Annotated in this window: 18 protein-coding genes and 2 pseudogenes; 2 read left to right on the plus strand and 18 right to left on the minus strand. The window is 37.1% G+C overall.

Features of this window, described 5'->3' with window-relative positions:
• Positions 1 to 247: 247 nt before the first annotated feature.
• The 15 genes from AKG37_RS04770 to AKG37_RS04835 form a co-directional block, all read right to left on the minus strand.
• Entirely contained in the window at positions 248 to 1,111 is an 864-nt protein-coding gene (locus tag AKG37_RS04770) for a sugar phosphate isomerase/epimerase family protein (RefSeq protein ID WP_060697815.1), read from the minus strand.
• A gap of 28 nt (positions 1,112 to 1,139) precedes the next feature.
• Complete coding sequence (locus AKG37_RS04775) at positions 1,140 to 2,309, minus strand: Gfo/Idh/MocA family protein (protein ID WP_060697816.1); 1,170 nt, start codon at positions 2,307 to 2,309, stop codon at positions 1,140 to 1,142.
• Complete coding sequence (locus AKG37_RS04780; protein WP_060697817.1) at positions 2,310 to 3,260, minus strand: sugar phosphate isomerase/epimerase family protein; 951 nt, start codon at positions 3,258 to 3,260, stop codon at positions 2,310 to 2,312. It abuts the gene before it with no gap.
• A 17-nt stretch (positions 3,261 to 3,277) separates the two neighbouring features.
• Positions 3,278 to 4,561 (minus strand): MFS transporter, encoded by a 1,284-nt coding sequence (locus tag AKG37_RS04785; protein ID WP_060697818.1) that lies wholly within the window; start codon positions 4,559 to 4,561, stop codon positions 3,278 to 3,280.
• Positions 4,562 to 4,736: 175 nt separating this feature from the next.
• Complete coding sequence (locus AKG37_RS04790) at positions 4,737 to 5,594, minus strand: AraC family transcriptional regulator (RefSeq protein ID WP_060697819.1); 858 nt, start codon at positions 5,592 to 5,594, stop codon at positions 4,737 to 4,739.
• Between the two features lie 46 nt (positions 5,595 to 5,640).
• Positions 5,641 to 6,822 (minus strand): MFS transporter, encoded by a 1,182-nt coding sequence (locus tag AKG37_RS04795; RefSeq protein ID WP_077233688.1) that lies wholly within the window; start codon positions 6,820 to 6,822, stop codon positions 5,641 to 5,643.
• Between the two features lie 37 nt (positions 6,823 to 6,859).
• Positions 6,860 to 8,317, minus strand: coding sequence for a CoA-acylating methylmalonate-semialdehyde dehydrogenase (locus AKG37_RS04800; RefSeq protein ID WP_060697820.1), 1,458 nt, complete (start codon positions 8,315 to 8,317; stop codon positions 6,860 to 6,862).
• Positions 8,318 to 8,332: 15 nt separating this feature from the next.
• Positions 8,333 to 9,343, minus strand: a complete 1,011-nt coding sequence (gene iolC, locus AKG37_RS04805) for a 5-dehydro-2-deoxygluconokinase (protein ID WP_060697821.1) — start codon at positions 9,341 to 9,343, stop codon at positions 8,333 to 8,335.
• Positions 9,344 to 9,345: 2 nt separating this feature from the next.
• Positions 9,346 to 10,173: a 5-deoxy-glucuronate isomerase gene (iolB, locus tag AKG37_RS04810; protein WP_060697822.1), complete on the minus strand. Its 828-nt coding sequence runs from the start codon at positions 10,171 to 10,173 to the stop codon at positions 9,346 to 9,348.
• A 27-nt stretch (positions 10,174 to 10,200) separates the two neighbouring features.
• On the minus strand, positions 10,201 to 12,126 hold the full coding sequence (gene iolD / locus AKG37_RS04815; RefSeq protein ID WP_060697823.1) for a 3D-(3,5/4)-trihydroxycyclohexane-1,2-dione acylhydrolase (decyclizing): 1,926 nt from the start codon (positions 12,124 to 12,126) through the stop codon (positions 10,201 to 10,203).
• Positions 12,127 to 12,177: 51 nt separating this feature from the next.
• The gene (locus AKG37_RS04820) at positions 12,178 to 12,933 is read right to left on the minus strand and encodes a DeoR/GlpR family DNA-binding transcription regulator (RefSeq protein ID WP_060697824.1); all 756 of its coding nucleotides are present in this window, start codon (positions 12,931 to 12,933) and stop codon (positions 12,178 to 12,180) included.
• Positions 12,934 to 12,958: 25 nt separating this feature from the next.
• Positions 12,959 to 13,843 carry a class II fructose-1,6-bisphosphate aldolase gene (gene fba, locus AKG37_RS04825; protein ID WP_060697825.1) on the minus strand — a complete coding sequence of 295 codons (885 nt, stop codon included), beginning with the start codon at positions 13,841 to 13,843 and terminating at the stop codon, positions 12,959 to 12,961.
• A gap of 594 nt (positions 13,844 to 14,437) precedes the next feature.
• Positions 14,438 to 14,626: a hypothetical protein gene (locus AKG37_RS18800; protein WP_204375867.1), complete on the minus strand. Its 189-nt coding sequence runs from the start codon at positions 14,624 to 14,626 to the stop codon at positions 14,438 to 14,440.
• A gap of 312 nt (positions 14,627 to 14,938) precedes the next feature.
• Complete coding sequence (locus AKG37_RS04830; RefSeq protein ID WP_060697826.1) at positions 14,939 to 15,709, minus strand: IclR family transcriptional regulator; 771 nt, start codon at positions 15,707 to 15,709, stop codon at positions 14,939 to 14,941.
• Between the two features lie 565 nt (positions 15,710 to 16,274).
• Positions 16,275 to 16,472, minus strand: coding sequence for a hypothetical protein (locus AKG37_RS04835; protein ID WP_060697827.1), 198 nt, complete (start codon positions 16,470 to 16,472; stop codon positions 16,275 to 16,277).
• A 561-nt stretch (positions 16,473 to 17,033) separates the two neighbouring features.
• On the opposite strand from AKG37_RS04835, the pseudogene AKG37_RS19130 reads away from it, so the two are divergent.
• Positions 17,034 to 17,225: pseudogene (locus AKG37_RS19130) on the plus strand (helix-turn-helix domain-containing protein); the annotation flags it as partial.
• Positions 17,226 to 17,312: 87 nt separating this feature from the next.
• Here the strand turns inward: AKG37_RS19130 and AKG37_RS04840 are convergent.
• Positions 17,313 to 18,230 (minus strand): class I SAM-dependent methyltransferase, encoded by a 918-nt coding sequence (locus AKG37_RS04840; RefSeq protein WP_060697828.1) that lies wholly within the window; start codon positions 18,228 to 18,230, stop codon positions 17,313 to 17,315.
• Between the two features lie 238 nt (positions 18,231 to 18,468).
• A complete protein-coding gene (locus AKG37_RS04845; RefSeq protein ID WP_060697829.1) occupies positions 18,469 to 19,110 on the minus strand; it encodes a TetR/AcrR family transcriptional regulator in 642 nt (213 codons plus the stop codon).
• A gap of 193 nt (positions 19,111 to 19,303) precedes the next feature.
• Between AKG37_RS04845 and helD the strand changes: the two genes are divergently transcribed.
• Entirely contained in the window at positions 19,304 to 21,565 is a 2,262-nt protein-coding gene (gene helD, locus AKG37_RS04850; RefSeq protein ID WP_338021070.1) for an RNA polymerase recycling motor HelD, read from the plus strand.
• A gap of 502 nt (positions 21,566 to 22,067) precedes the next feature.
• Here the strand turns inward: helD and AKG37_RS19135 are convergent.
• A pseudogene (locus AKG37_RS19135) lies at positions 22,068 to 22,686 on the minus strand (exosporium leader peptide-containing protein); the annotation flags it as partial.

A 22,686-nucleotide genomic window follows, 5' to 3' on the forward strand; every position in this document is an offset into this window, starting at 1 on the left:
TCATTTGTTCTTTAACTTCCTAGAATATATATTATGTAAACTAAAAAAAGAGAATAAATACACACCAAGAGTTCCATACCCTTTTCAGATTTTGTTCCTCGAATCGACATAGCTCTCCATTGAACGAAACGCCTGTACAATCAATTAACTTTCGTTTGGATTTAGAAAAAGCAAATTCTCCTAAGTGATAAGATGTTTAACATTAAATAAAATAGAGAGCCTCAAATAAGGCTCTCTCAGCAAAACTTTAAATACGCAAACCTTGTTTAATTGATTTTAAAGTGAGCTCATTTGACCATTCAGGACGGTCTGGATAAGCAAAAACGGCATTTGTGACAATCCCATCAAACTTCATTTCTCTTAATTTACGATACAAAGCGTCGAAGTTAATTTCCCCTTCCCCAGGATTTAAGTGTTGATGAATTGTTACATTTGCATCAGGTGGATTTATGATGTAGCGTAATCCAAAAGCTGCTTTATGATTAAGGGTATCTGCAATTAATACGTGAGCAAGAAGATCTCCAGCTTCCTCTAAATGTTTTGCTACATCACCGATTCCATCGTCATAGAAAAAAGCATGGGGAACAGAATAGACTAACTTGATCCAGTCTTTATCTAATGCTCTAATCATACGAATGGCTTCAGTGTTTAGTTCGATAAAATCATTAGGATGAGATTGGATGTTTAACTTGATGCCCTCTTGTTCAAATATAGGCATCAGCTCATCCATCGATTTCAAAAAAGCTGCTTCACTTTCAACCGGCCTGCTTTTATCACCACTGAACTCACTATTCATTAGATCCACTTCTAATTCTGAGGTAATCTCAATGCATCTTTTCCAATTTTTCACTGCTGCTTCTCGTTCTTGTTCATTTGGTGAAGACCATTGCTGGACAGGCAAAACGGAGGATATTTTAACACCCGCATCTTTGCAGTACTTTTTTAAATCTTTGATCAGTTGTTTGTTAACCTTTGGATACTCATAAAACCAAATGAAGTCTTTACGAGGAGAGAGCTCCACGTATTCATAACCTAGTCGTGCTACTGTATCAATTGTGTCTTTTAGATTTGTATTGTCTCGATAATGTGATGGATCATAAACCAATCGCAATGATAAAACTCCTTTCTATGATATGAATTTAAATATAGTCAACCCAAACATCGCCATTATTTGCTGAGCGCACGCAATTTTCTACCCATCTTACGCCCTCTACGCCCGCTCTAATATCTGGAAACCATATTTCGCTTGTACCTTTCATACCTAATTGTGTATTTTCCATCGCTTTAGCGAATCTTGCATATAAATTTGACCAAGCTTCGAATAACCCTTCAGGATGTCCCCCACCAATACGATCCTCTTCTATTGCTAGTGGGTGCAGGTAAGGCATACCTCTTTCTAATACTTGTGCTGGTTCTCCTTGAATTTCGTATCGAAGCTGGTTAGGTTGTTCACTCCACCATTCAATGCTCGCTTTGGAGCCTACAATTCTAATTTTTTGACCGTGCATAGATCCTGCATTTATCGCTGAAGACCACACCGTTCCAACCGCTCCATTGTCATATTTCATGATTGTATAGGCATTATCTTCTAAAGGAGCACGCTCTTTGATAAAGCTTTGCCTTGTACACATTAACTTTTCTATTTTTAAGTTTGGTAACATGATTTCAGATAAAAATAGCGGGTGTGTACCTAAGTCACCTAACACATAACTTGGTCCAACCATTTTAGGATCTACACGCCATTTTGTGCTTGCGTTCTTCTTTTCTACTGCCTCTGAGTGAAACCCGTGTGCAAATTGCATATTGACAAGGCGGATGTCACCTAATTTCCCTTCTTCAATCAGCTGTCTTCCTTGTTCAATCATTTGATGGCCCGAATAACCATATGTAATACCAACAATTTTATTCTTCTCTTCTGCTAACTTTAATAGCTCTTCGGCTTCTTGTGTTGTAAAACAAAGTGGTTTTTCACAAATTACATGAAGATCCGAAAGTAATGCAGCTTTACAAATTTCATAATGCGTACCATTTGGTGTTGCAATTGAGACAGCCTCAATACCGTCACTTCTTTTTTGTTCTTCTTCAAACATTGTCTGATAATCTGAGTAACAACGTGAGGGGTCGATATGTAGGTTGATTCCAAAGGATTGCCCTCTTTCTGGATCAATATCAAATGCCCCTGCAATCAATTGAAAGTTTCCATCTCGCAAAGCGGAAGATCTATGAATATATCCAATTTGGCTCCCACGTCCTCCGCCAACCATTGCCCATCGAATGGGACGCTCAATTATCTTTTCACCATTAATCATTTAACGATTCCTCGCTTTCAATTCGTTTGCAAAACCAAGTTTGTTCAGAAAATCTACACTTTGTTTGACATCTTCTAAGCTTGTATCAGCATCTCGCGGATCACGTTCTTGTTCAAATGTCACGTATCCTGAATAGTTTAGTTCTGTTAATAAATGTCGTATTTTATGATAGTCAATGACTCCTTGACCGATTGGACACATAACTCCTTTAGCACATGCTTCAAAAAATCGTGTGCGCTCTTTCATGACTTGGTGATACGTGTCTAAATGAATATCTTTAAAATGCAAGTAGTCTAATCTGTCAGCACATCGTTCGATCCATTCGAGAGGATCCATTTTTGAATAGTATAGATGACCAGTGTCTAAACATAGTCCTGCTGTTTCATGAGGGATGTCATGTAACAATCTATTGATTTCATCTTCAAACTCAATGTATCCACCTGCATGAGGATGAATCACAGCTCGGACTCCGTAGTTATTCCATGCATGTTCTGCAATCTTTTTAATATGGTGGATCATCTGTTTCCATTCCTGTTCTGATAGACGAGGAGCCTCTTCTGGCCTTCCTGCATGTTTATTCCTCTCTTCGTGCCCCCAGTCGATGACAACTAAATATGGAGCTTGATACTGATGATGTTTTAATGCAGGGGCTGCGGGTAATTTGGTAATAAAAGAGCAGATATCGTCCACTTGTTTGATTAGATTTTCAATATTTTCTTTATCTACTAAATTGTCAAAAATAGTACCTGCAATAATCGTTAAATCTAATTCTGTTAAAACCTTTGTGACTTTTGGTATGTCAAAAGGGATATATCCATAAGGTCCTAATTCAATTCCTTGGCAGCCAGCTTGTGAGGCTTCATTTAAGACTCTTTCCCATGGAGGAAGGTATGGATTTTTGGGATCATCAACACCCCAGCAGCAAGGGGCACCTGCAATTTGAATAGACATAGACATTTCTCCTCGCTTTATGGTGTTTTATCCAACACATTCATTTGAATGGCTGTCTTCTTTTTGTTTTGTTCTAACTCCTCATGAGTTTTCAAAAATATTGTTAAATATCCACTAAATAAATATAAGGCTGCAAAAATGAGAATGACGCCACTTGTTCCTAACGGTTCTATAAAGAGGCTGACAATGAATGGTGCGACGAACACGCTTAAACCAGATCCTAGATTGTGTACAGACATTGCCGCTCCTCTTTCTTTTGCAGGAGCCATTGAAGGGATTAAAGCAGTAATAGGTACATAGCCCGCTAAAAAAAATCCAAATAAACATGAGATCAATATCATTCCAATTAAATGATGGCCAATTATCATCGGGGCTATATAGATGGCTATGGTAGATAGAGCACAGCCTACAGATCCAAACCAAATGATCGTTTTTCTCCATCCGATTCGATCTCCAATAAAACCAAATAATAAATTTGATAAAATATTCACAACGAAAATGGCTGACCAAATTTGTAACCATTCTTCAGTTGAGTAACCGTATTTTATGAGATAACTAGGTAAAAATATGGCAAATCCATACTGGCCTAATGTTCCAATTATTTTGACTATTGCACCTACAGCTAACCTTGGACGCTCAAACATATAAAATATTCCGCTTAATAGTTCCTTGATAGATGATTGATCCTTTGTATTTTGTTTGACTTCATCTTTTGTTAGCACAAGTGCTATGACGGCTCCTATTAATACAAAGAAGATACCTGTGTATAATACATAAATATGACCAATAATAGGTATCGCTAGAGACGAATAAAATGGCCCTGCGACATTCAATCCGCATGTAAATACGAACCAAAACCACCCTACGGCTCGTGCCAATATTTTTTGCTCTGCTCGATATGTGATCCAAACGATAAATGAATAAGCAAATAATGGGTATCCTACACCTCTTAACACATATGTAACAAGCATAACAGGATAGTTTAAGTTGGAAACTCCTAGAGCGATAAAAGGAATAGAAGATATGGCAAACATGATAAATCCAGCCCACATCACTCTTCTAATTCCCCAAATTTGAGCTAAGACTCCTGATACCCAAGCAGCGATTCCGACAGCTAAACCATATGCCGCAAATAATTGAGCTGACTGTGTGACTGATAGCCCCCTTTCGACTAAATAAGGTGACAGCCACCCTTGTTCCAATCCATCTCCAATCATGAAAAGTATCATGCCAAGATATCCCCATCTTAGCGAGTATGGAATCCCTATTTTAGTGAAAAAAAGCTTGTTTTTTTGACTCATTTTCTTCCCTCCTTCACAAAAGAAAGCGCATACAATATGTTTGTATATTTATTATAAATCTCAAAAACATTTTGTTCCTTCAAATTATTGTTTAAATGTATTGGAATTTCGTCATATTTATCGTTATTTTCATCAAAAACCTTCACGATCTTGTGTTAAAAATGCCTGGTTTCATTTAAACGCCCCGCCATAAATGGCGATATTTTTTAGGAGATATGCCAATCAGTTTTGTGAATAGAGATGTAAAATAGTTTGGATTATCATACCCGGTCATACCGGCTATTTGTGTAACAGTAAAATTTGTGTTTATTAGCAGCGATTGAGACTCACCAATCCGTCGGCGAATCATATATTGAATTGGTGAGAATCCAGTGTGTTTTTTAAATAAATGGGCGATATAATAAGGACTTGCATTCAATTCTTTGGCAATAGAAGAAAGTGTGATATTTTCAGTATAATGAAGATCAATATATGATTTGATTTTTAAAAATAGAGAGCAACAGACTTCTTCTGTCATCAGCGGTTGTTCTTTAGGGATGGTTAACAGCAAAGAGATAAGAGCAGATAGTAAATAACTGCATGTTTCTTGGTGGCCAGCTTGATTTGTTTTGACCTGGAAAAGAATCATCTCTAACAAGGTTTCTATTTGTTGAGCTTGATCTCCACAGTTCCATACACACGACATTGATTCAGGTACTAAGTGATTCTCTGGTAAGCCTAGGCACTTAACATTTTTCATTCCTACGCAGTACACACTCATTTTAGATGTTTGATCCATATACTCGTCATGCAAAACATGACTATTATATATTAAAATATCTCCTTGTTTGACATCATATATGTTATTGCCAATCAAGTGTCTTCCTTTGCCTTTTTTTATAAAAACAATCTCTAACATTTGCTTATGCATATGCATTGTTCGCGGTAAAGTAGTGTGTTGTTCATTGGCATGACAAACATAAACGAGTTCTGGTAATGCTTGATCTAAACACCTGGAGGAAGTAACTTGCTGATGTACTAAATATTGTCCCATAGATTCATCTCCTATATGATTTGTGAATTTTCACCTATATGAAAACTTACATTTTGCTAATGCTGTCATGATAAATACTATGTTTCATTGCTTTGCTTTTCCATTTTACAGCTAGTAATGTTGCGATTCCACCTAGCAAGGCAGCAAAGTAAAAACCGGCACTCAGCCCAAACCAAGAGTTAAAAATTCCTGCGATAAATGGTCCTCCAAAAATTCCTATCGCATAAAGCGCTTGATATGCACCAACAACCGTTGATTTCATGTGATCAGAAGCCGACTGATAGCACATACCTAATAATAGTGGGAAAATAAAACCTAACGAAAGTCCCATCATCGCTTGTATGATGTAAAAAATAGCTGGATGAGTGGTGATAGGCATTGTAAAAATACACATTGTGGCAAACATAAATGAGCCTATTAAAACCAACCATTGTTTTCTTATCGAAGTAGCGATTTTACCTATGATTAAAGGTGCGATTGCATGTGGAATCATAAAAGAAAAAGTGGTCAATCCTAACTGGCTTTTAGGAATACCAATACTTAATGCATAAGCTGATGTAAACCCAAACGTTGTAATAAAAATCATACCGTGTGCCAAAATGGATAAAAACGATAGTTGAAGAAGCGTTTGTTTCTTCAAAGTTAATGTAAGCGATTTCAAATCGATCTGACTACGGCTCCTAGAATGTATTGGTTCAGATATAAACAGCAGTAGAACAAATGCAAGGATACAGAGCAAACTACCAAGAAAATATGGTGCATGCCACCCCCATTGACTCACTAAATACCCACTCAGTCCCATTCCAAGAAGTTGTGCAAATACGACAATAAATGAAATCAGATTCATTGCTTGATTGGATTCATGTTCATGGTAATAACTTGCAAACATGACAGTAAACACGACCCAGGTTGCGGCCGCTAATCCAGCGAAGCAACGGGCAATCAAAGCAAAAACCAAATCTTCTGTCAACAAAAATATGAGGCAGCTCATCGTGCTAGCTAAAATTCCAAGTAGGATAAAAGGTTTTCTTATTTTCAAATAATCCGCTAATATTCCTAATGGGAGTCTGCATAAAAGTTGCAGGAATCCATAGCTGCTTAATATGAGACCAATTAAGAGATAGTCTCCCCCTAATGTCTCCAAATAGGGGGATAAAACTGGAACATATAGAAATTGTGAAAACCAAAAGATGAATGAAATAATCGAGAATATCACTGTATTTTTCATGCTTCATTTCCAACTTGTGATTAATGCATCGTTTAAATCAATAACGTGCAGTAACCATTTTTTTCCTTGTGTAAAATTCAACCCCGTCTGTACCGTTTGCATGAAGGTCTCCATAAAATGATTCTTTCCAACCAGAGAATGGGAAGAATGCCATTGGAGCTGGAACCCCAACATTAATTCCTAGCATACCTGCTTCAATCTGATCTCTAAATGTGCGAACACTTGCGGCGCTATCAGTATATAGACAAGCTCCATTTGCAAATTTTGAAGCATTTGCAAGCTCTATTGCATCATTCAATGATTTTACGCGCACGATGGATAAAACGGGTGCAAAAATTTCCTCCTGCCAAATTTTCATTTCTTGTGTGACATGATCGAAAATCGTTGGACCAATAAAATATCCTTCATCATTCGTATTGTCGTCTTTTCGTCCATCTCGAATGATATGTGCCCCTTCATTTATTCCTTGTTCGATATATTGCAGTGTCCGTTCTTTATGTCCTTCACGAATAACAGGCCCTAAAAAAACATTGTCATCCATACCGTTTCCAATCACGATTTTGTTTGATTCTTCAACTAGTTTTTCAATGAATTGATCAGCAATTTCCTCTTGCACGGCAACAACAGCTGCTGCCATACATCTTTCACCAGCAGAACCAAAGGCTGCTCCAATAATTTGTTTAATAGCTCCATCTAAATCAGCATCATTTAATACGATGGAATGATTTTTTGCGCCCGCAAGAGCCTGCACTCTTTTTCCATGCTCTGTTCCTTTTTTGTACACAAATTCTGCTACTGGTTGTGAACCAACAAATGAGATGGCTTTGACTTGTTTGTGCTCAATTAGTCCATTTACTACATCATGTGCACCGTTCACAATGTTGAGCACCCCTTTTGGTAATCCTGCCTCGGCAAATAGTTCTGCAAGTCTTGCTGCTAAGAGTGGTGTTCTCTCTGATGGCTTTAAGATGAATGTATTCCCGCAAGCGATCGCCAATGGAAACATCCAGCAAGGAACCATCATTGGAAAGTTAAAAGGCGTAATACCACCAATAACACCGATTGGATATCGATACATTCCTGATTCAATGCCTGTTGCTATGTCAGGAAGCTGTTTCCCCATCATTAATGTCGGTGCACCCGCTGCAAATTCCACACATTCAATCCCCCGTTGGACTTCACCACGAGCTTCAGTCAAGCTTTTTCCATTTTCTAGTGTCACTAGTTCAGCGAGTTCATCCCAATTTTCCACGAGCAGTTGCTGATATTTAAAAAGAACACGGGCTCGTCTAGGTACAGCTGTTTTTGACCATGTTTGAAATGCTTCATTCGCAGCTTGAACTGCACGATCAACATCCTCTTTTGTAGATAATGGAACTTCAGCAATCACTTTACCAGTTGCAGGATTGAAAACAGATTCTGTTTGACTGCTTACGGATTCAAGCCATTCTCCACCAATATAATTTTGCACTGTGTTTATTGTTGTTTTTGTCATTATGTTCTCCCCTTTTTAAAATGATGTTTGTAGAATTTCTTCTGCTGTTTTCATGAATGATTCAATTTCTGAAACAGATGGCATAGCCTCTGAAGAGCTGTGCTTAGAGATGACAATGGAAGCAGACGCACTTCCAAAACGCATCGCTTCTTGTAATGTCATATCATTTAATAACCCATAGATTAGTGCTGAAGCATAGGAATCTCCAGCTCCGAATGTTTTGAGTACTTTCGTTTTAAAAATGCCGCTTTGATGAGAGAGACCGTCTTGAGTATAAGCAATTGATCCTGAACCACCGTGTTTAATAATGACAATTTTTGCGTGATGATCGAACCATTTCTTAGATGTTTTAGCGTCATTAGATGGTCCGTCGGATGTCAATTTTTCCATCATATCGAACTCTTCTCTTGTACCGATGAGTAAATCGGATTTCTCTGCTGCTAGATTGTAGTAAATCGCCGTTTCTGCTTCTGAATGCCACGTATACGGTCGATAATCTAAATCAAAGATGACGTTGACTTGATGTTTCCTAGCATAATCAAGGGCGACGAAAACGGCTTCTCTTGATGGACTTTTTGCAAGGGCTGTTCCTGAAATGAGTAAAGATTTAGCATTTTTAATGTAATTTTCCGAAACATCGCTTACTTCTAATTTAAGATCGGCCACGTTGTCACGGTACATTAAAATACTACAGTCTTCAGGACTTATAATTTCTGTGAAGGCAAGACCTGTCATAGCTCCGGTCTGGTCAATCGATATTCCCTCTGTATCAACATGATTTTGTTCAAGGTATTTTGTAGCAAAACGCCCCATTTGATCATTGGCTACTTTTCCAATGAACCCTGTCTTCATACCAAGCCTTGACAGACCAATCGCAATATTTGCAGGAGAGCCGCCTACATATTTTGTGAATGTGAGGGTCTCTTCCATTGGACGATCAATTTCATTTGCATTTAAATCAATACACAATCTTCCAAGCGCAATGACATCTAATTTTCTATCTTTTTTAAAAGTCAAATATGACATGGTCATTTCTCCCTGCTTTCCGATAATTTGTGCTCCATTACCCATTCATGCTCTTTGCTGTTTTGAAATTTCCAAGTGCGGACTGGTCCAGCCATTACGTTTAAATAATAACTTTCATAACCAGGAGGCGCAGCAACAGGATGATAACCTTTTGGTACAAGAACGGCTTCTCCATTTTGAACAGACATTATCTCATTTAAAGATAAATCATCTGTATACACTCTTTGCAGAATAAAGCCATGGTTTGGATTGACTTTATGATAATATGTTTCTTCTAAATAAGATTCATAAGGTAAATTGTTTTCGTCGTGTTTATGAGGCGGGTAACTTGACCAGTTTCCCTCAGGTGTAAACACTTCCACTACTAGTAAGTGATCCGCAGAAGCTTGTTCTGGTAAAATATTATGAACCTGTCTAGAGATGTTATCTGCTCCCCTCTGTTCAACACCAACTTGAGCTGGAGTAATGAGGCGAGCTGGATAAGTTCCTTTACCAGGTGAAGAACAGATCGCAATTTCAACATCAGTAAGAGCTTCAATCGTGAATTGATCATCATTCGGCACATAAATGGAATAAGGTGGTGTTTTTTCAAATACATCCATCCTTTGGCCAACATGCTCCCATTTTTCTAATTTGGTTGAAATGTGAAGTTTTCCAGATAAAATCACAATACACACTTCTTGATCATTTGTTTGCTTTTGAAGCGTTTCCCCTTGCAATAGCTTATATACTTCAAAACCAATGTATTTCCATCCAGCTGATTGCGGGGTGATACTTAGTACCTTTCCATCTGAATCACGTTTATACGGTGGAACAATCAATTCAGGCATCTATTTTCCTCACCTTTCTGATTTTATTTAATATTTTCTTGCTTTTTCTAATTGTTTTTCTTTCAATTGATAGGCTTTTTTGACTGAATCCTGCTGTGTTACTTCTGAAATTCCTACATGCCACCAAGAACCATAGCCATCTGTCATGGTTTTCGGTAAAACTTTTACATCAATTAATGTGCTAACCGTTTGTTTTTTTGCATCTTCAATGGCAGCCTTGAGTTGATCCAAAGTATGTACTTCATACGTTTTTGCTCCATACCCAGCGGCAGACTGAGCAAAATTGATTCTCAAGATCTCCCCATCTAATTGCCCTGTTTGATGATTACGTGCTCGAAATTCAGTAGCAAAACTATTAATTCCATGATCCATTTGTAAATTGTTAATACAACCAAATCCAGAGTTATCAAAAAGGATAATGTTCATTTTCAAGCCTTCTTGAATACTTGTCACCAATTCACTATGTAGCATTAAATAGCTACCATCTCCACTCAGGGCATATACTTCTTTCGTCGGTTCAGCTATTTTCACGCCCAGTGCAGAAGCAATTTCATATCCCATACATGAATAACCATATTCTAAATGATACGTATTTCTTTCTTTAGCCACCCACATTCTCTGTAAATCACCTGGAAGACTACCTGCTGCACAAGTAATAATGGAATCATCCGCTATCCATTCATTGATATGTCCAAGTACAGTAGTTTGAGGTAATTCGGTATTCAGACAATGTCTATATTCATCTATCTGCTGTTGATCAAAATGTCCTTTTATTTCCGGTACGAAGTCTTTGCCTGTAAACTGGATGTCCTTTAAGCGAGCAAGTTCTTGATTCCATTCTTTTTTAGCCTGCTCGATCTCATCTGTATATGTGGAACGGTATCCATCTAATGCTGTCATGAGTGCCTCTAATCCAGATTTTGCATCAGCAATCACTTTTGTGGCTTCTAATTTGGAAGCGTGAAATTCTGATAAGTTGATTGTTAGAACATCTGTTTCAGGGTAGAACAATTTAGACGAAGTTGTAAAATCCGTGAAGCGTGTGCCCACACCTATGATGAGATCAGCATTTTGGGCTATATCATTTGCCGCTTTATTTCCTGTAACACCAATCCCTCCAATGTTTAATGGATGGGTACTTTCAATCCCACTTTTCCCTGCCTGTGTTTCACTAAATGGAATATGGAAAGTTTCTGCAAACTGACGAAAGGTGTCGGCTGCTTCTGAGTAACGCACACCTCCCCCTAAAATAAGAAGGGGTTTTTCTTTTGATCGAATAAGAGATGCGGCGGCCTCTATACTTCTATTCGATGGCTTCTGACGGTCAATATAATGTACACGTTCTTTAAAGAAATGAAGTGGATAATCCCATGCTTCTCCTTGGACATCTTGAGGAAGACAAATGGTGACGGCTCCTGTATCTGATTGATCAGTTAAAACTCGCATGGCACTAATCATAGCTGACATTAACTGTTCGGGCCTTGAAATGCGATCCCAATATTTACTAACTGAGCGAAAAGCATCGTTTGTGGAAAGCGTTAAATCATGAGTTTGTTCAATCTGCTGCAGGACTGGATCTGGTTGTCTAGTGGCAAAAACATCTCCAGTCAGGAGAAGAAGTGGAATTTGATTAGCTGTTGCTGTAGCAGCAGCAGTGACCATATTAGCTGAACCAGGACCTACCGAGGAAGAGCACGCGATAATTTGCCGGCGATTGCTCTGTTTTGCAAACGCCGTAGCAGCATGTGCCATTCCTTGTTCATTTCTTCCTTGATACACTTTTAGATTACCAGGATCCTCCTGTAATGCTTGACCAATCCCTACTACATTTCCATGTCCGAATATCGTGAAAACGCCTTGAACAAAAGGTGTTTTTTCTCCGTCAAATTCAATAAATTGTGCATTTAGAAATTTGACTAATGCTTGACTCATCGTTAATCTGATCGATTTCATACATTTCCACTCCTTAATGTGTCATTTTAGTTCACAAGATCATGTTTTCATCTAATCCGTCACAATTAATTTCACGTTGTTTGTTTTCATCCATGTTTGATAATTTTCACTTAATTGTTTATCGGTGATCACATAATTGACAGCATCTAATTTGCAATATGTCACCATCGCTTGTTTATCAAATTTTGTATGATCGACTAAAAGAAAAACGTCTCCCCCTTTTTTGACAACGATTTCTTTCATGCTGCTTTCAACTGGAGAAGAGTTTGTCACACCATTTGTGATGGAAACACCAGTTGATGCCATGAATACTTGATCAAAATTGTATTGGTCTATTACCCTAGAGATGGAATGGTCAGAAAAGGATTTCGTTTTTCTTTCTAAAAAACCACCTGTCGAAAGTATCGTTAAATTATGGAATGGCATTGCTTGGGAGATAAAGTCCACATTATTAGTGACAATCGTAAGCGTTTTTTGGTGGATGTAATGGATCATTTCCAGTGTAGTTGTCCCTGAGTCTATAAAAATAGTATCTCCATCTTTCACCATACTGGCTGCCACTTTAGCAATCGACTGTTTTGCTGTTTGGTTTTTGATTTGTCTATCATCAAAAGATTCTAAGCGAGCGAGTTTAAAAGCAACACCTCCATAAACTTTATGAAAATGACCTTGTTCGACTAATTTTTGTACATCTCTTCGAATGGTATTTTTCGATACTTCAAACGTGGTCATTAAGTCATCAAGAGACACGCATTGATGTTCAATGACATATTGTTTTATTCTTTCAAGCCTTTTGTTTTTTAGCATGATTCTCTTCCTTTTTAACACTAGATTAACGTTGTATTTGACTGTGTACTCTCTGCTGAGAGCCAAACTCCCTTATTTTTTCTTTTACAACGCTCTTAATCGCTTGCTGGCCTGGCGTTAAGAGCATTTGTGGATCATAAGTCTCCTTATTTTTCATGAATATGTCACGAGTAACAGCCGACCATGCTTGTGTACATTCTGTATTCACATTTATTTTTGCATGACCAAGTGTAATGGCTTTTTGAATAAGTGGTACAGGAATGCCTGATCCCCCATGAAGTACGAGTGGAATCCCAACTTTTTTGGATATGTACTCCATTTCTTTAAAACCTAATTTTGGCTCCCCTTGATATGGTCCATGGACTGATCCAAGTGCTGCTGCCAAAGCGTCTACATTTGTTTCTTCAACCAATCGAATACACTCAATCGGATCTGCGTAGTTCACATTTCCAATCAGTCCATCTTCCATCCCGCCAACAGTACCGACTTCTGCCTCAACAGACACTCCTTTCGATTTGGCATACTCTACAACTTTTTTTGTCATTTCTATATTTTTCTCAATAGGAAGCCGTGAACCATCAAACATGACTGAGCTAAAGCCTGCATCAATTGCAGCTTTACACCTTTCAACACTCATTCCATGATCTAAATGAAGAGCAACCGGAACTGTGACCGCCATGTCTTCGACTAATCCTTTTACCATCCCTACAATTGTTCGAAACCCACCTAGAAATTCTATGAGTCTGTCAGACGCAGCTAAAATAATCGGTGATTCTTCTTCTTCAGCTGCCTGTAAGATGGCTTTTGCCCATTGAAGCCCATTGATGTTAAATTGGCCGACAGCATAGCCGGTATTTCTTGCCTCAAAGATCATCGTCTTCATTGGTATTAATTCGGAATGAATATACATTTTTCTTAATCTCCTTATCAATTTAAAATCAATTATTGTAGCATTATTGAGGTGAAGTGATGTTGACAAACAAAAAATGTGCAAAATTTCTAAAACCGCATATAGATTTTAAAACTTACGAACATACAAATGGTTAACAATTGGTTGTTTAGTGTTTTTTGTGAGTAACTTTTGGTTAACTGTAGATACATCATAATGTTAAAAGCGCTTTCAGTCAATCAATTATTAGAAAAAACAAAAAATATCAAGCTGAGTTTTTTTAAATCATCTTCTAATTCAAAGCCAACACCCAATAAAAAAGCTGCCGAGTTTATCGACAGCTTTACTTTAATGGCCCAATTAAAACATCAATAGAATTAGGAATCATTCATTTTTAGAATCATTCTCTTCATAATATTCCCTGGAAAGTTCGCATTGTTGTGAAGAAAGGTCGATATAAAACACGTGCTTTGAAGGGTTTTTTAAAAACCGTCGCGGATATGTATTCTCGGGGATCGGAAATAGAAATAAATAAAAAATGAACCTTCTTGTTTTCTACCATGGAGAAACTGAAAAAAGCCTAATTCTCAAGGCTTTTTTTCTTTTTATATTCTGTTAGCTGGTCATGATAGCACCTGTCAGCCATGCAATAGACATGAGAACTAAACATGTGAGTATGGACCATTTAAGGGTGAAACGTACGTATTCGGCAATATTCAGCTTGAGCATGCCTGTTAATAGAATAGTAGCGGGTACCAGTGGCAATAAGAAGTGGGCGGCTTGTGTCAAAACGACTGTTCGCACAATTTCTATTTCTTCAATTCCGTAAGCTTGAGCAGTACTTGCAAAGATTGGCACGACACCGAAATAAAAGGCATCATTGGACATAACAAATGTAAAGGGAATGCTGAGGATAAATTGTATCGTGCATGGACAGAGAATAGATGGTGTTTAAAAAGAAGTTTGATAATTCTGTTTATTTGTTTTGATTTTATTTTTTGAAAAAATAAGAAACTCCCTCGAATTACTGATGCCAGTAAGTAAATAGAGGGAGTTTCTATAAAAAAGATATTCATATTATCATATTAAAAAATAATTCGTCATATTGCACATCCGTTAAGAGGGTGCAGCCTCTGTTTTTTCTAAATGACGTTCTATCTTCAGTGCTGCTTCTTTGGCAAGTTGAGCAAAGTACTCAACAGTGTCATCTTTTTTTCGATAAGTAGGGCAATGTATAGAGAGACCCGCAAGAATGTGTCCTTCTTGAGACAAAATAGGCACAGCGACATTTAGCGCGCCTTCATTTACTTCTCCTTCTGTATAGGCAAACCCCTTAGTTTTTATTTGATCTAAATCTACTTTTAGTCTATCGATCTCTATCTCATATTTGGACGACAATCTTCGGATCATCAGTTCTTGCTGCTTATGGTCCATGAACGCAAGTAATACCTTTCTAGATGCTCCATTATGAATAGGTTTGCTTAATCCGATAGGTCTTGAAAATTTAACATCATGGGGGCTTTCAATAGAAGCAATACATACGCCCTCTTTCGTCAATGGATCCATGATATTTAAACTGACGGTTTCTTTCGTTTTTTGAGCAATATCTTCTATAAAGGGCATCGCAATTTCACGAAGCTCTGGGAAGGGATCTGCATAAATTCCTAATTTATAAGCATTTAACCCAAGTCTTATTTTTACGGTTGATGTATTCTTGGTGAGATAGCCGCATTCCATTAAAGTATTTACTAAACGAAAAGTAACAGTAGTTGATATGCCCATTTTTTCTGTTATTTCTTTTACAGTCAATTCTTTATTTACTTTATGAAAAAGGTCTAGAATATGCAGACCTCTGCGTAAAGTTTGGGAAGTAGATTTATCAGTCATAAAAAAGCTCCTTTCCGTACCTTTCTGATAGCTTTATTCTAACTTTAGATTCTAAATCCCTCCAGTGAAAAATTGCCTTTCTTCATTCGACCATCTTTTCAAGCATGTATAAAGGGGAAAATCTCGCTAGGTCACTTTCTGCAAAATTTCTATGCAATACCTTACTAAAAATATTCAGAATATCTCAGTAGTAGTGGTTCAGTCGTTCAGAATGAATCTATGTTTACTTCCCTAAATAATAATGGATCCACTTTTACTTCCTGTAAAGGGAACATAAAAGTGGATCCATTAAAAGATAAAGTACTCATTTAACTAGTGTTGACAACGCATATAAAGGATCTATGTTTACTTCGTTGTACATATACAGTTGTGTACAGGGACATGAATAAGGGTCCATTCTGAACCCCCTTCCTGTCCTCGAATTAAAATGGATCCATTGTTTATTACTGTGCATAAATCTTCAACTTTCCCTACGTGTAATTTAATTTGTTCTTTTTCATAACTGTTAGCCAGTGATACTTGTTACCATGATTCCTACAAAATTTAAGAGCAAAACACAAATTTATTAAATCTCCTGTTCACTGACTGGTTGTTCTGACTCTAAGAAAAATTCTACAAAATCACGTCTAAAAAGAATACCTGTCATGTTTGTTATAGATTCCTTTGCAATATCAGCAGCTGTGTCACTACTAACATTTAAAAAAGTATCAAGAGGTAACTCACGCCCTGTTTGTTGGATATCTTCCCTTCTACTGTCATTCAAAAATAATCTCTCCTTTAGACTTAGATAGAACAATGTGCTTTATGTACTAGAAGGTAAATGTGGATCCATTGTTGTACACTCCCTCTTATCCATCTCCAACTCCCTTTTTGTATGCAATATCAAAAATCAAAAACCTCTAACATGAGAAGGAGATCAGCCACGTCACCGTATAGCGTTACGACTACATAACAATAGGAGAATCATGTCGGCTTTATTTTAACAATAAGAAGATATGTTTTCCCGGTCATCGTCTTCATGCACACTACTTAAACAAGCTTTTACTGCTTCAGAAATTTCTGTTAATGCCTCTTCTCTAGTATGTCGAATTAAAGAATTCACGATTTTCTGATGAATGTCTAAAATGAATACAGCACAGTGGTCACTACCTGATCTAACTGCCCTTCCCACCCCCTATAATCGTCTGAGCAGTTTGTGCATTTATGAACGGTGATCCCTCTCGCACATAACAGAATCATATTGTTCTCTTGCTGTGTATGAGCTAGGCTTTCCATCAAGCACGAGGATTCTTCAAGAATCCCCTTTCAGATCTACTCCATGTCATATACAAATTATCCAGTCCAATATAAACTAGACGTACTTCACTATATGAGTGAACATGGGACGTCTATCTTGGAAACAGCTGCACTCTTTAATTTACCTTCTGATACCACGCTTTGAAACTGGCAGCATGTTATGGAAACACAAGGAGTAGACGCCCTCAAATCAAAGAAAAAGGGGCGTCCATCTTTGAAAAAGTATGACAGAATTCAAATTATTTGGGCAGAAGCTCTACCTTTCGCCCATATTAGATATCAGTGTATTAAGTATCTTTAATATGTTTTATTTTTTTATCGCATGAATGTAATGAATCGTTTCAAAAGCAGATAAGTAATCGTTACGATTCTTAAAATAAAGTTCATGAATTTGAGCCGGTGATAGGTGTTCGTAAATTAATAAACCGGATTTCTCTAACATCTTCTCAATTTCAAAGTAAGAAAAACATGATCTCATTGGTTCCCCGCCCATTGAAGCCATTTTCAACATATTTTCAACTCTATTAGAGGTTCCTTTTTCTTCGAATAGTTTCTCGTCTGCATAATCAAAAACGATCGAACTTCCTGATGGAACCTTGGTGAATAAATAATCTATTAAGCTTGAAACTTCCTCTTTCGTTAAATAGTAAGAAACACCTAAAAGACTAAAGAATGTCTTTTTGTTATCAAATCCTTTACCTATTAGGTTTTGATAGGACAGATTTTTGGTGAAGTCCATTGAAACAAAATGAAGATTACTTGGGATTTTTAATTTAGCCTCGTCCAATCTTTGCTTTTTAAATTCCTGTGTAGTGGGATGATCAATTTCGAATATTTCTAAGCTGTTTTCCAATTCTGGATGTCGTAAACTAAAAGTATCTAATCCAGCGCCAAGTATGACATATTGTCTTAATCCTAACGCTACCTCATTAAGCAATACTTTTTCGCAATACGCAGCACGTGATAAGGTTATTGGAGAAAGTTGTACTTGTGTAATCCATTTTAATATTTCTTCTGTATTTCCCTCGAATTTTTGTGCGATATCTTTGTTGAAGAAATGTATGCCTTGAACCATATTCTCTTTGATGTCATTAAATTCTTTTACAGAAATTAAGTCTTTAGCTAAATAATCATTAAAGATTTTAGGGGTATCATCAAATTGACTATGATAGGATCTGCCAAAAGCTGATATTAACGAAGTTACACTTGACTCATTTTTCTTCATACAAACACACTCCTTTATTTTAGAACAAAAAAATAGGGTTCCCCCTGGCCAGGAGAACCCTATTATATAACTGAAAAAAATAAAAGTAAATTATAGCACAAATAAAAAATTTTGTCAATTATAAAGGCGGAAAAATATTTAATTGCTATGTGTTCATAAATTGATGATTTAATGAACAGTGCACATATTTATCGAATTCTTTCTGTTTTATTTCGTAACCTTAAACGCTTTAACAAACTCAATACAACTTTTCGAAATATTGTTTTATTGAAGGAAAGCTACCTTTTGGAGCACCTAATAGTTTTTCATAAATCTCGTCAATCGCATCTAGTTTGGCAATGAGCTGTTCGTGAGTCAATGAGAAAAGGCTTGGATCAAGCATAAAATGGAGTCCGACTAATAAGAATTCCGTAATTTCATCTGGAAAATCCGTGTGAAATACACCTTCTTCTACTCCTTGCTTCAAAATAGATGAAATAATTGGTACATATTCTTTTATCATGCAAACTTTCATTTTCTGATGTAGAAGAACGTTATCTTTGTGATGTAAATGAGTCATTAATCCATCACTGAAATGATTTGATGTTTCCTGTGAAAAAAACTGAATAATATTTATAAACTTCTCTATTGCTTTTAAATCGGAGTTATTATTAATTTGTTTAAACAATTGAACACTTGAATCAATAGAGTCTTGAATTACTGCGTCCGCAATTTCATCTTTTGACTTGAAATAATGATAAAAAGTGCCTTTTGCAACTCCGATTTTTTTAATAATATCGCTAATCGTAGTATTCTCGTACCCATTAGATGAAAACAAATCTTTTGCGACGGAAATAATCTCGGTTCTTCTTTCTTCGGGTTTTTTGACAATTCTTTTCATGGAACTCCCCCCTTGAGGCTTATAATTGTCTTTTAAAGATACATCATTGACCGTCGGTCGGTCAATGATGTATTATTTATTTACTTAACATCTTTAGGGAGTGTGAAGAGATGACGAATGAAAACCAAGTGCGAAAGTATGAAGAGGAGCGCATTCGTACTGTTTTAAGAGAAATTGAAAAAAAGTGGTTAAATTGGATCATGATTCTGGTGGATTAAAGAAAGATGTCATTCATCTAAAGAAAACCTTTTGGGATGATGTGAAAATAAATCTAGATAATCCTGAAGATGCTAGTGAAACCTTATCAAGCATTAGACAGCAGGCGGAGATGCTGTCCGAGAGGGAAAGAACGCACCGTCAACTAGATAAGCAGAGGAAGACCTTAACTCGATTAAAAGATTCTCCATATTTCGCCCGAGTTGATTTTCTCGAAAATGGTAAGGAGACAACAAATAACGTGTACCTCGGAGTTGCGAGTTTAATGGATGAAAATGAGGAAACATTTCTTATTTATGATTGGAGAGCCCCTATTTCCAGTATTTATTATGATTACTCTCCAGGATCAGCCCAATACGAAACAGTAGAAGGGATAATTCAAGGAGTAATAGAGTTAAAGCGTCAGTTTATCACGAGAGATGGGCAAATCAAAACGATGTTTGATACGGATGTTACCATTGGCGATGAACTTTTGAAAGAAGTACTTGGCAATAACGCGAGTACCAATATGAAAAGCATTGTTGCTACCATTCAGAAAGAACAAAATCAGATTATTCGTAACGTGAAAAGCAAGTATTTAGTTGTACAAGGGGTTGCTGGAAGCGGGAAAACTTCTGCAGCTCTTCAAAGAGTTGCTTATTTGCTGTATCACTATCAGAATGAGATCACGGCTGAAAATATTATGCTTTTTTCCCCTAATTCTTTATTTAATCGCTACATTGCTTCTGTCCTCCCTGATTTAGGGGAGGACAATATGCAGCAGCTCACATTCCAAGAATATGTGGAGAAACGTCTTGGAAAACAATTTGATGTTGAACATCCGTTTGCGCAAATGGAATATATGCTTACATGTCAGGAACATAAAGAGTATCCTGCAAGAAGAAAAGGAATACGGTATAAAGCGAGTAGCGATTTTAAAGCTTTGATTGATTCCTATGTTGTTGTTCTCTCGAGTGAAGAGCTTATCTTTAAAAATATTTCTTTCCGAGGAGAAATGTTGATTAGAGCTGAACAAATTAAAAGCTATTTTTATTCACTGGATGCATCTATCTCCATTCCAAATCGTATGCAGTTAGTAAAGGAATGGCTTCTAAAAGAGTTAGGAAAGAAAGAAAAATTGGAAAGAACCAAAGATTGGGTAATAGAAGAGAGTGATCTGTTAGATCTTGAAGAGTATACAAAAGTTTATAGTGAGCTACTTAAGGAAGGCAGATTTTCTGAAAATACGTTCGATGATTTTGAACAGGAGCAAAAAAAAATAGCTAAAATGATTGTCAAAAAACACTTTAAACCAATACGAACAGCTGTAAAGAAACTAAAGTTTATTAATGTAGCGGCGATTTACTGTCAACTGTTTAAACAGAAAGACAACATCCTCCAAAAGCTTAATGGTACTCTTCCTGAAAGTTGGAAAGAAATTTGTTCATCCACATTAAAAAAGCTACAAAGAAAAGAAATGTCGTATGAAGATGCAGCGCCTTATTTGTATCTCCAAGATAAACTTGAGGGAAAGAGAATAAACACAAGAATACGCCATTTATTAATTGATGAAGCACAGGATTATTCACCCTTTCAGTTTTTTGTTCTTAAGCAGCTTTTTCCTTATTGCCGAATGACGATTCTAGGTGATTTTAATCAAGCGATTTATGCCCATACTCTAAATGCACCAACCTTACTATCAAGCGAATTATATGTAAAAGAAAATTTTGAGAGAGTAGAGTTAACGAAAAGTTACCGTTCAACTCGTCAAATCGTTGAATTTACAAAGGGAATTTTAGAAGAAGGAGAAATTATTGAAGTTTTTAACAGAGATGGTCAGAAACCTACTTTTACGAAGGTAGAGGATCTAGACACCCTTCAATCTCGAATAACACAGAAGATTCGTCAACTGCAGTCAGCAAACTATGAAACAATCGCTGTGATATGTAAAACGGGAAAAGAATGCAAGGAATCCTATGAGCAATTGAGTAAGCAAATGGATATCAAGATGATTGAACAAAGTACGACTTCCTATCAAAAAGGTATCTTAATTCTCCCTACTTATTTAGCAAAGGGAATCGAATTTGATGCTGTAATCATATACGATGCTTCTAATGTAAAATATGGAAGAGGATTTGAAAGGAAACTCTTTTATACTGCATGCACGAGGGCTATGCACGAGCTTCATCTTTTCTCCATAGGGGAGATGAGCACGTTTATGAATAAGATTCCTAAAAATTCGTATGAGATTACAGTTTGAGTATAATTCAATGAGGAATTGCTAAGCGTTTAAAAGCCTCCCTACCACTTCAACTCCAGCCAGATTTGCGGATGCTTCTTTTTCTATGACATTAAATATGAAAGCCGATGAATCCTTTTTTAACTTCTATTTCCATGGTGTTTACACTTGGTTTACTAGGAGAAGAAACCTTTGCTGGTTCTTATCTTTATTTTGATTTAATAGTCGTTCATTATGGATCCACTTTTGCCTTCCAAAATAATAATGGATCCACTTTTAACTTCTGTGAAAAGAGTATAAAAGTGGATCCATTAAATTATAGAATCCTTATTTCACTGGTGTTAATAAAGCATTCAATGGATCTATATTTACCTTCTTGTACAGATTTAAAAATCACCTTACACTATTTATTGCAAATTCTATATCTATGTTATGTACTAACGTCATTCCATACAACTTCAAACTTCTTTAACCTCAATGACATATAGCCCCCCATTATAAAAAGGGAGGCTATGGTTAAGCTTTAGTTGACCCTAAAAAGTACTAAACGTACTAGGCTACATGTAATGGACTGCCCACTAAGATTTCTTATAGAGAAAGTCGTTCCCGCAGGAATCTGGCCTGTGAAACCTATTGATACTACTTGTTGACCAGTGGCCAAACCGTCATTTCTTCCAGTTGAAATAGCGGTTGTTGTATTATTTAAAACTACTCCTATGTTTGTTGGACCAGCTTGAGTAGCGCTAGGCGCAACCAAACCTGTCACATAATAATTTCCTGCAACTTGAACTGTGAAGGTATCAGGAGTTGTAAAGGTTACATTATTTAAGAATTGATTTCCAACTATAGAAAAATTATCGTTATTTGCTACCGTTTGAGTAGTACTATTAGCAGCAGCAGCCGAAGCTGTTGAAAGTGTACCTGTAGCCCCTGTAGCGCCAGTGATTCCTGTGGCACCCGTGCCTCCTGTGGCACCGGTAATTCCTGTGGCACCCGTGCCTCCTGTGGCACCGGTAATTCCTGTGGCACCCGTGCCTCCTGTAGCGCCAGTAATTCCCGTAGCGCCGGTTCCTCCTGTGGCGCCAGTGATTCCTGTAGCACCCGTGCCTCCTGTGGCGCCGGTGGTTCCCGTAGCGCCGGTG

Source organism: Bacillus australimaris, assembly GCF_001307105.1.
Taxonomy (GTDB): domain Bacteria; phylum Bacillota; class Bacilli; order Bacillales; family Bacillaceae; genus Bacillus; species Bacillus australimaris.

Excerpts from the sequence above, each read along its gene's own strand:
- AKG37_RS04840 (WP_060697828.1), bottom strand. The coding sequence starts at position 18,230 with ATGAAGAAAAATGAGTCAAGTGTAACTTCGTTAATATCAGCTTTTGGC.
- AKG37_RS04775 (WP_060697816.1), bottom strand. The coding sequence starts at position 2,309 with ATGATTAATGGTGAAAAGATAATTGAGCGTCCCATTCGATGGGCAATG.
- AKG37_RS04845 (WP_060697829.1), bottom strand. The coding sequence starts at position 19,110 with ATGAAAAGAATTGTCAAAAAACCCGAAGAAAGAAGAACCGAGATTATT.
- AKG37_RS04830 (WP_060697826.1), bottom strand. The coding sequence starts at position 15,709 with ATGACTGATAAATCTACTTCCCAAACTTTACGCAGAGGTCTGCATATT.
- AKG37_RS04795 (WP_077233688.1), bottom strand. The coding sequence starts at position 6,822 with ATGAAAAATACAGTGATATTCTCGATTATTTCATTCATCTTTTGGTTT.
- AKG37_RS04820 (WP_060697824.1), bottom strand. The coding sequence starts at position 12,933 with ATGCTAAAAAACAAAAGGCTTGAAAGAATAAAACAATATGTCATTGAA.
- AKG37_RS04780 (WP_060697817.1), bottom strand. The coding sequence starts at position 3,260 with ATGTCTATTCAAATTGCAGGTGCCCCTTGCTGCTGGGGTGTTGATGAT.
- AKG37_RS04800 (WP_060697820.1), bottom strand. The coding sequence starts at position 8,317 with ATGACAAAAACAACAATAAACACAGTGCAAAATTATATTGGTGGAGAA.
- iolB (WP_060697822.1), bottom strand. The coding sequence starts at position 10,173 with ATGCCTGAATTGATTGTTCCACCGTATAAACGTGATTCAGATGGAAAG.
- fba (WP_060697825.1), bottom strand. The coding sequence starts at position 13,843 with ATGTATATTCATTCCGAATTAATACCAATGAAGACGATGATCTTTGAG.
- iolC (WP_060697821.1), bottom strand. The coding sequence starts at position 9,343 with ATGTCATATTTGACTTTTAAAAAAGATAGAAAATTAGATGTCATTGCG.
- iolD (WP_060697823.1), bottom strand. The coding sequence starts at position 12,126 with ATGAAATCGATCAGATTAACGATGAGTCAAGCATTAGTCAAATTTCTA.
- AKG37_RS04785 (WP_060697818.1), bottom strand. The coding sequence starts at position 4,561 with ATGAGTCAAAAAAACAAGCTTTTTTTCACTAAAATAGGGATTCCATAC.
- AKG37_RS04790 (WP_060697819.1), bottom strand. The coding sequence starts at position 5,594 with ATGGGACAATATTTAGTACATCAGCAAGTTACTTCCTCCAGGTGTTTA.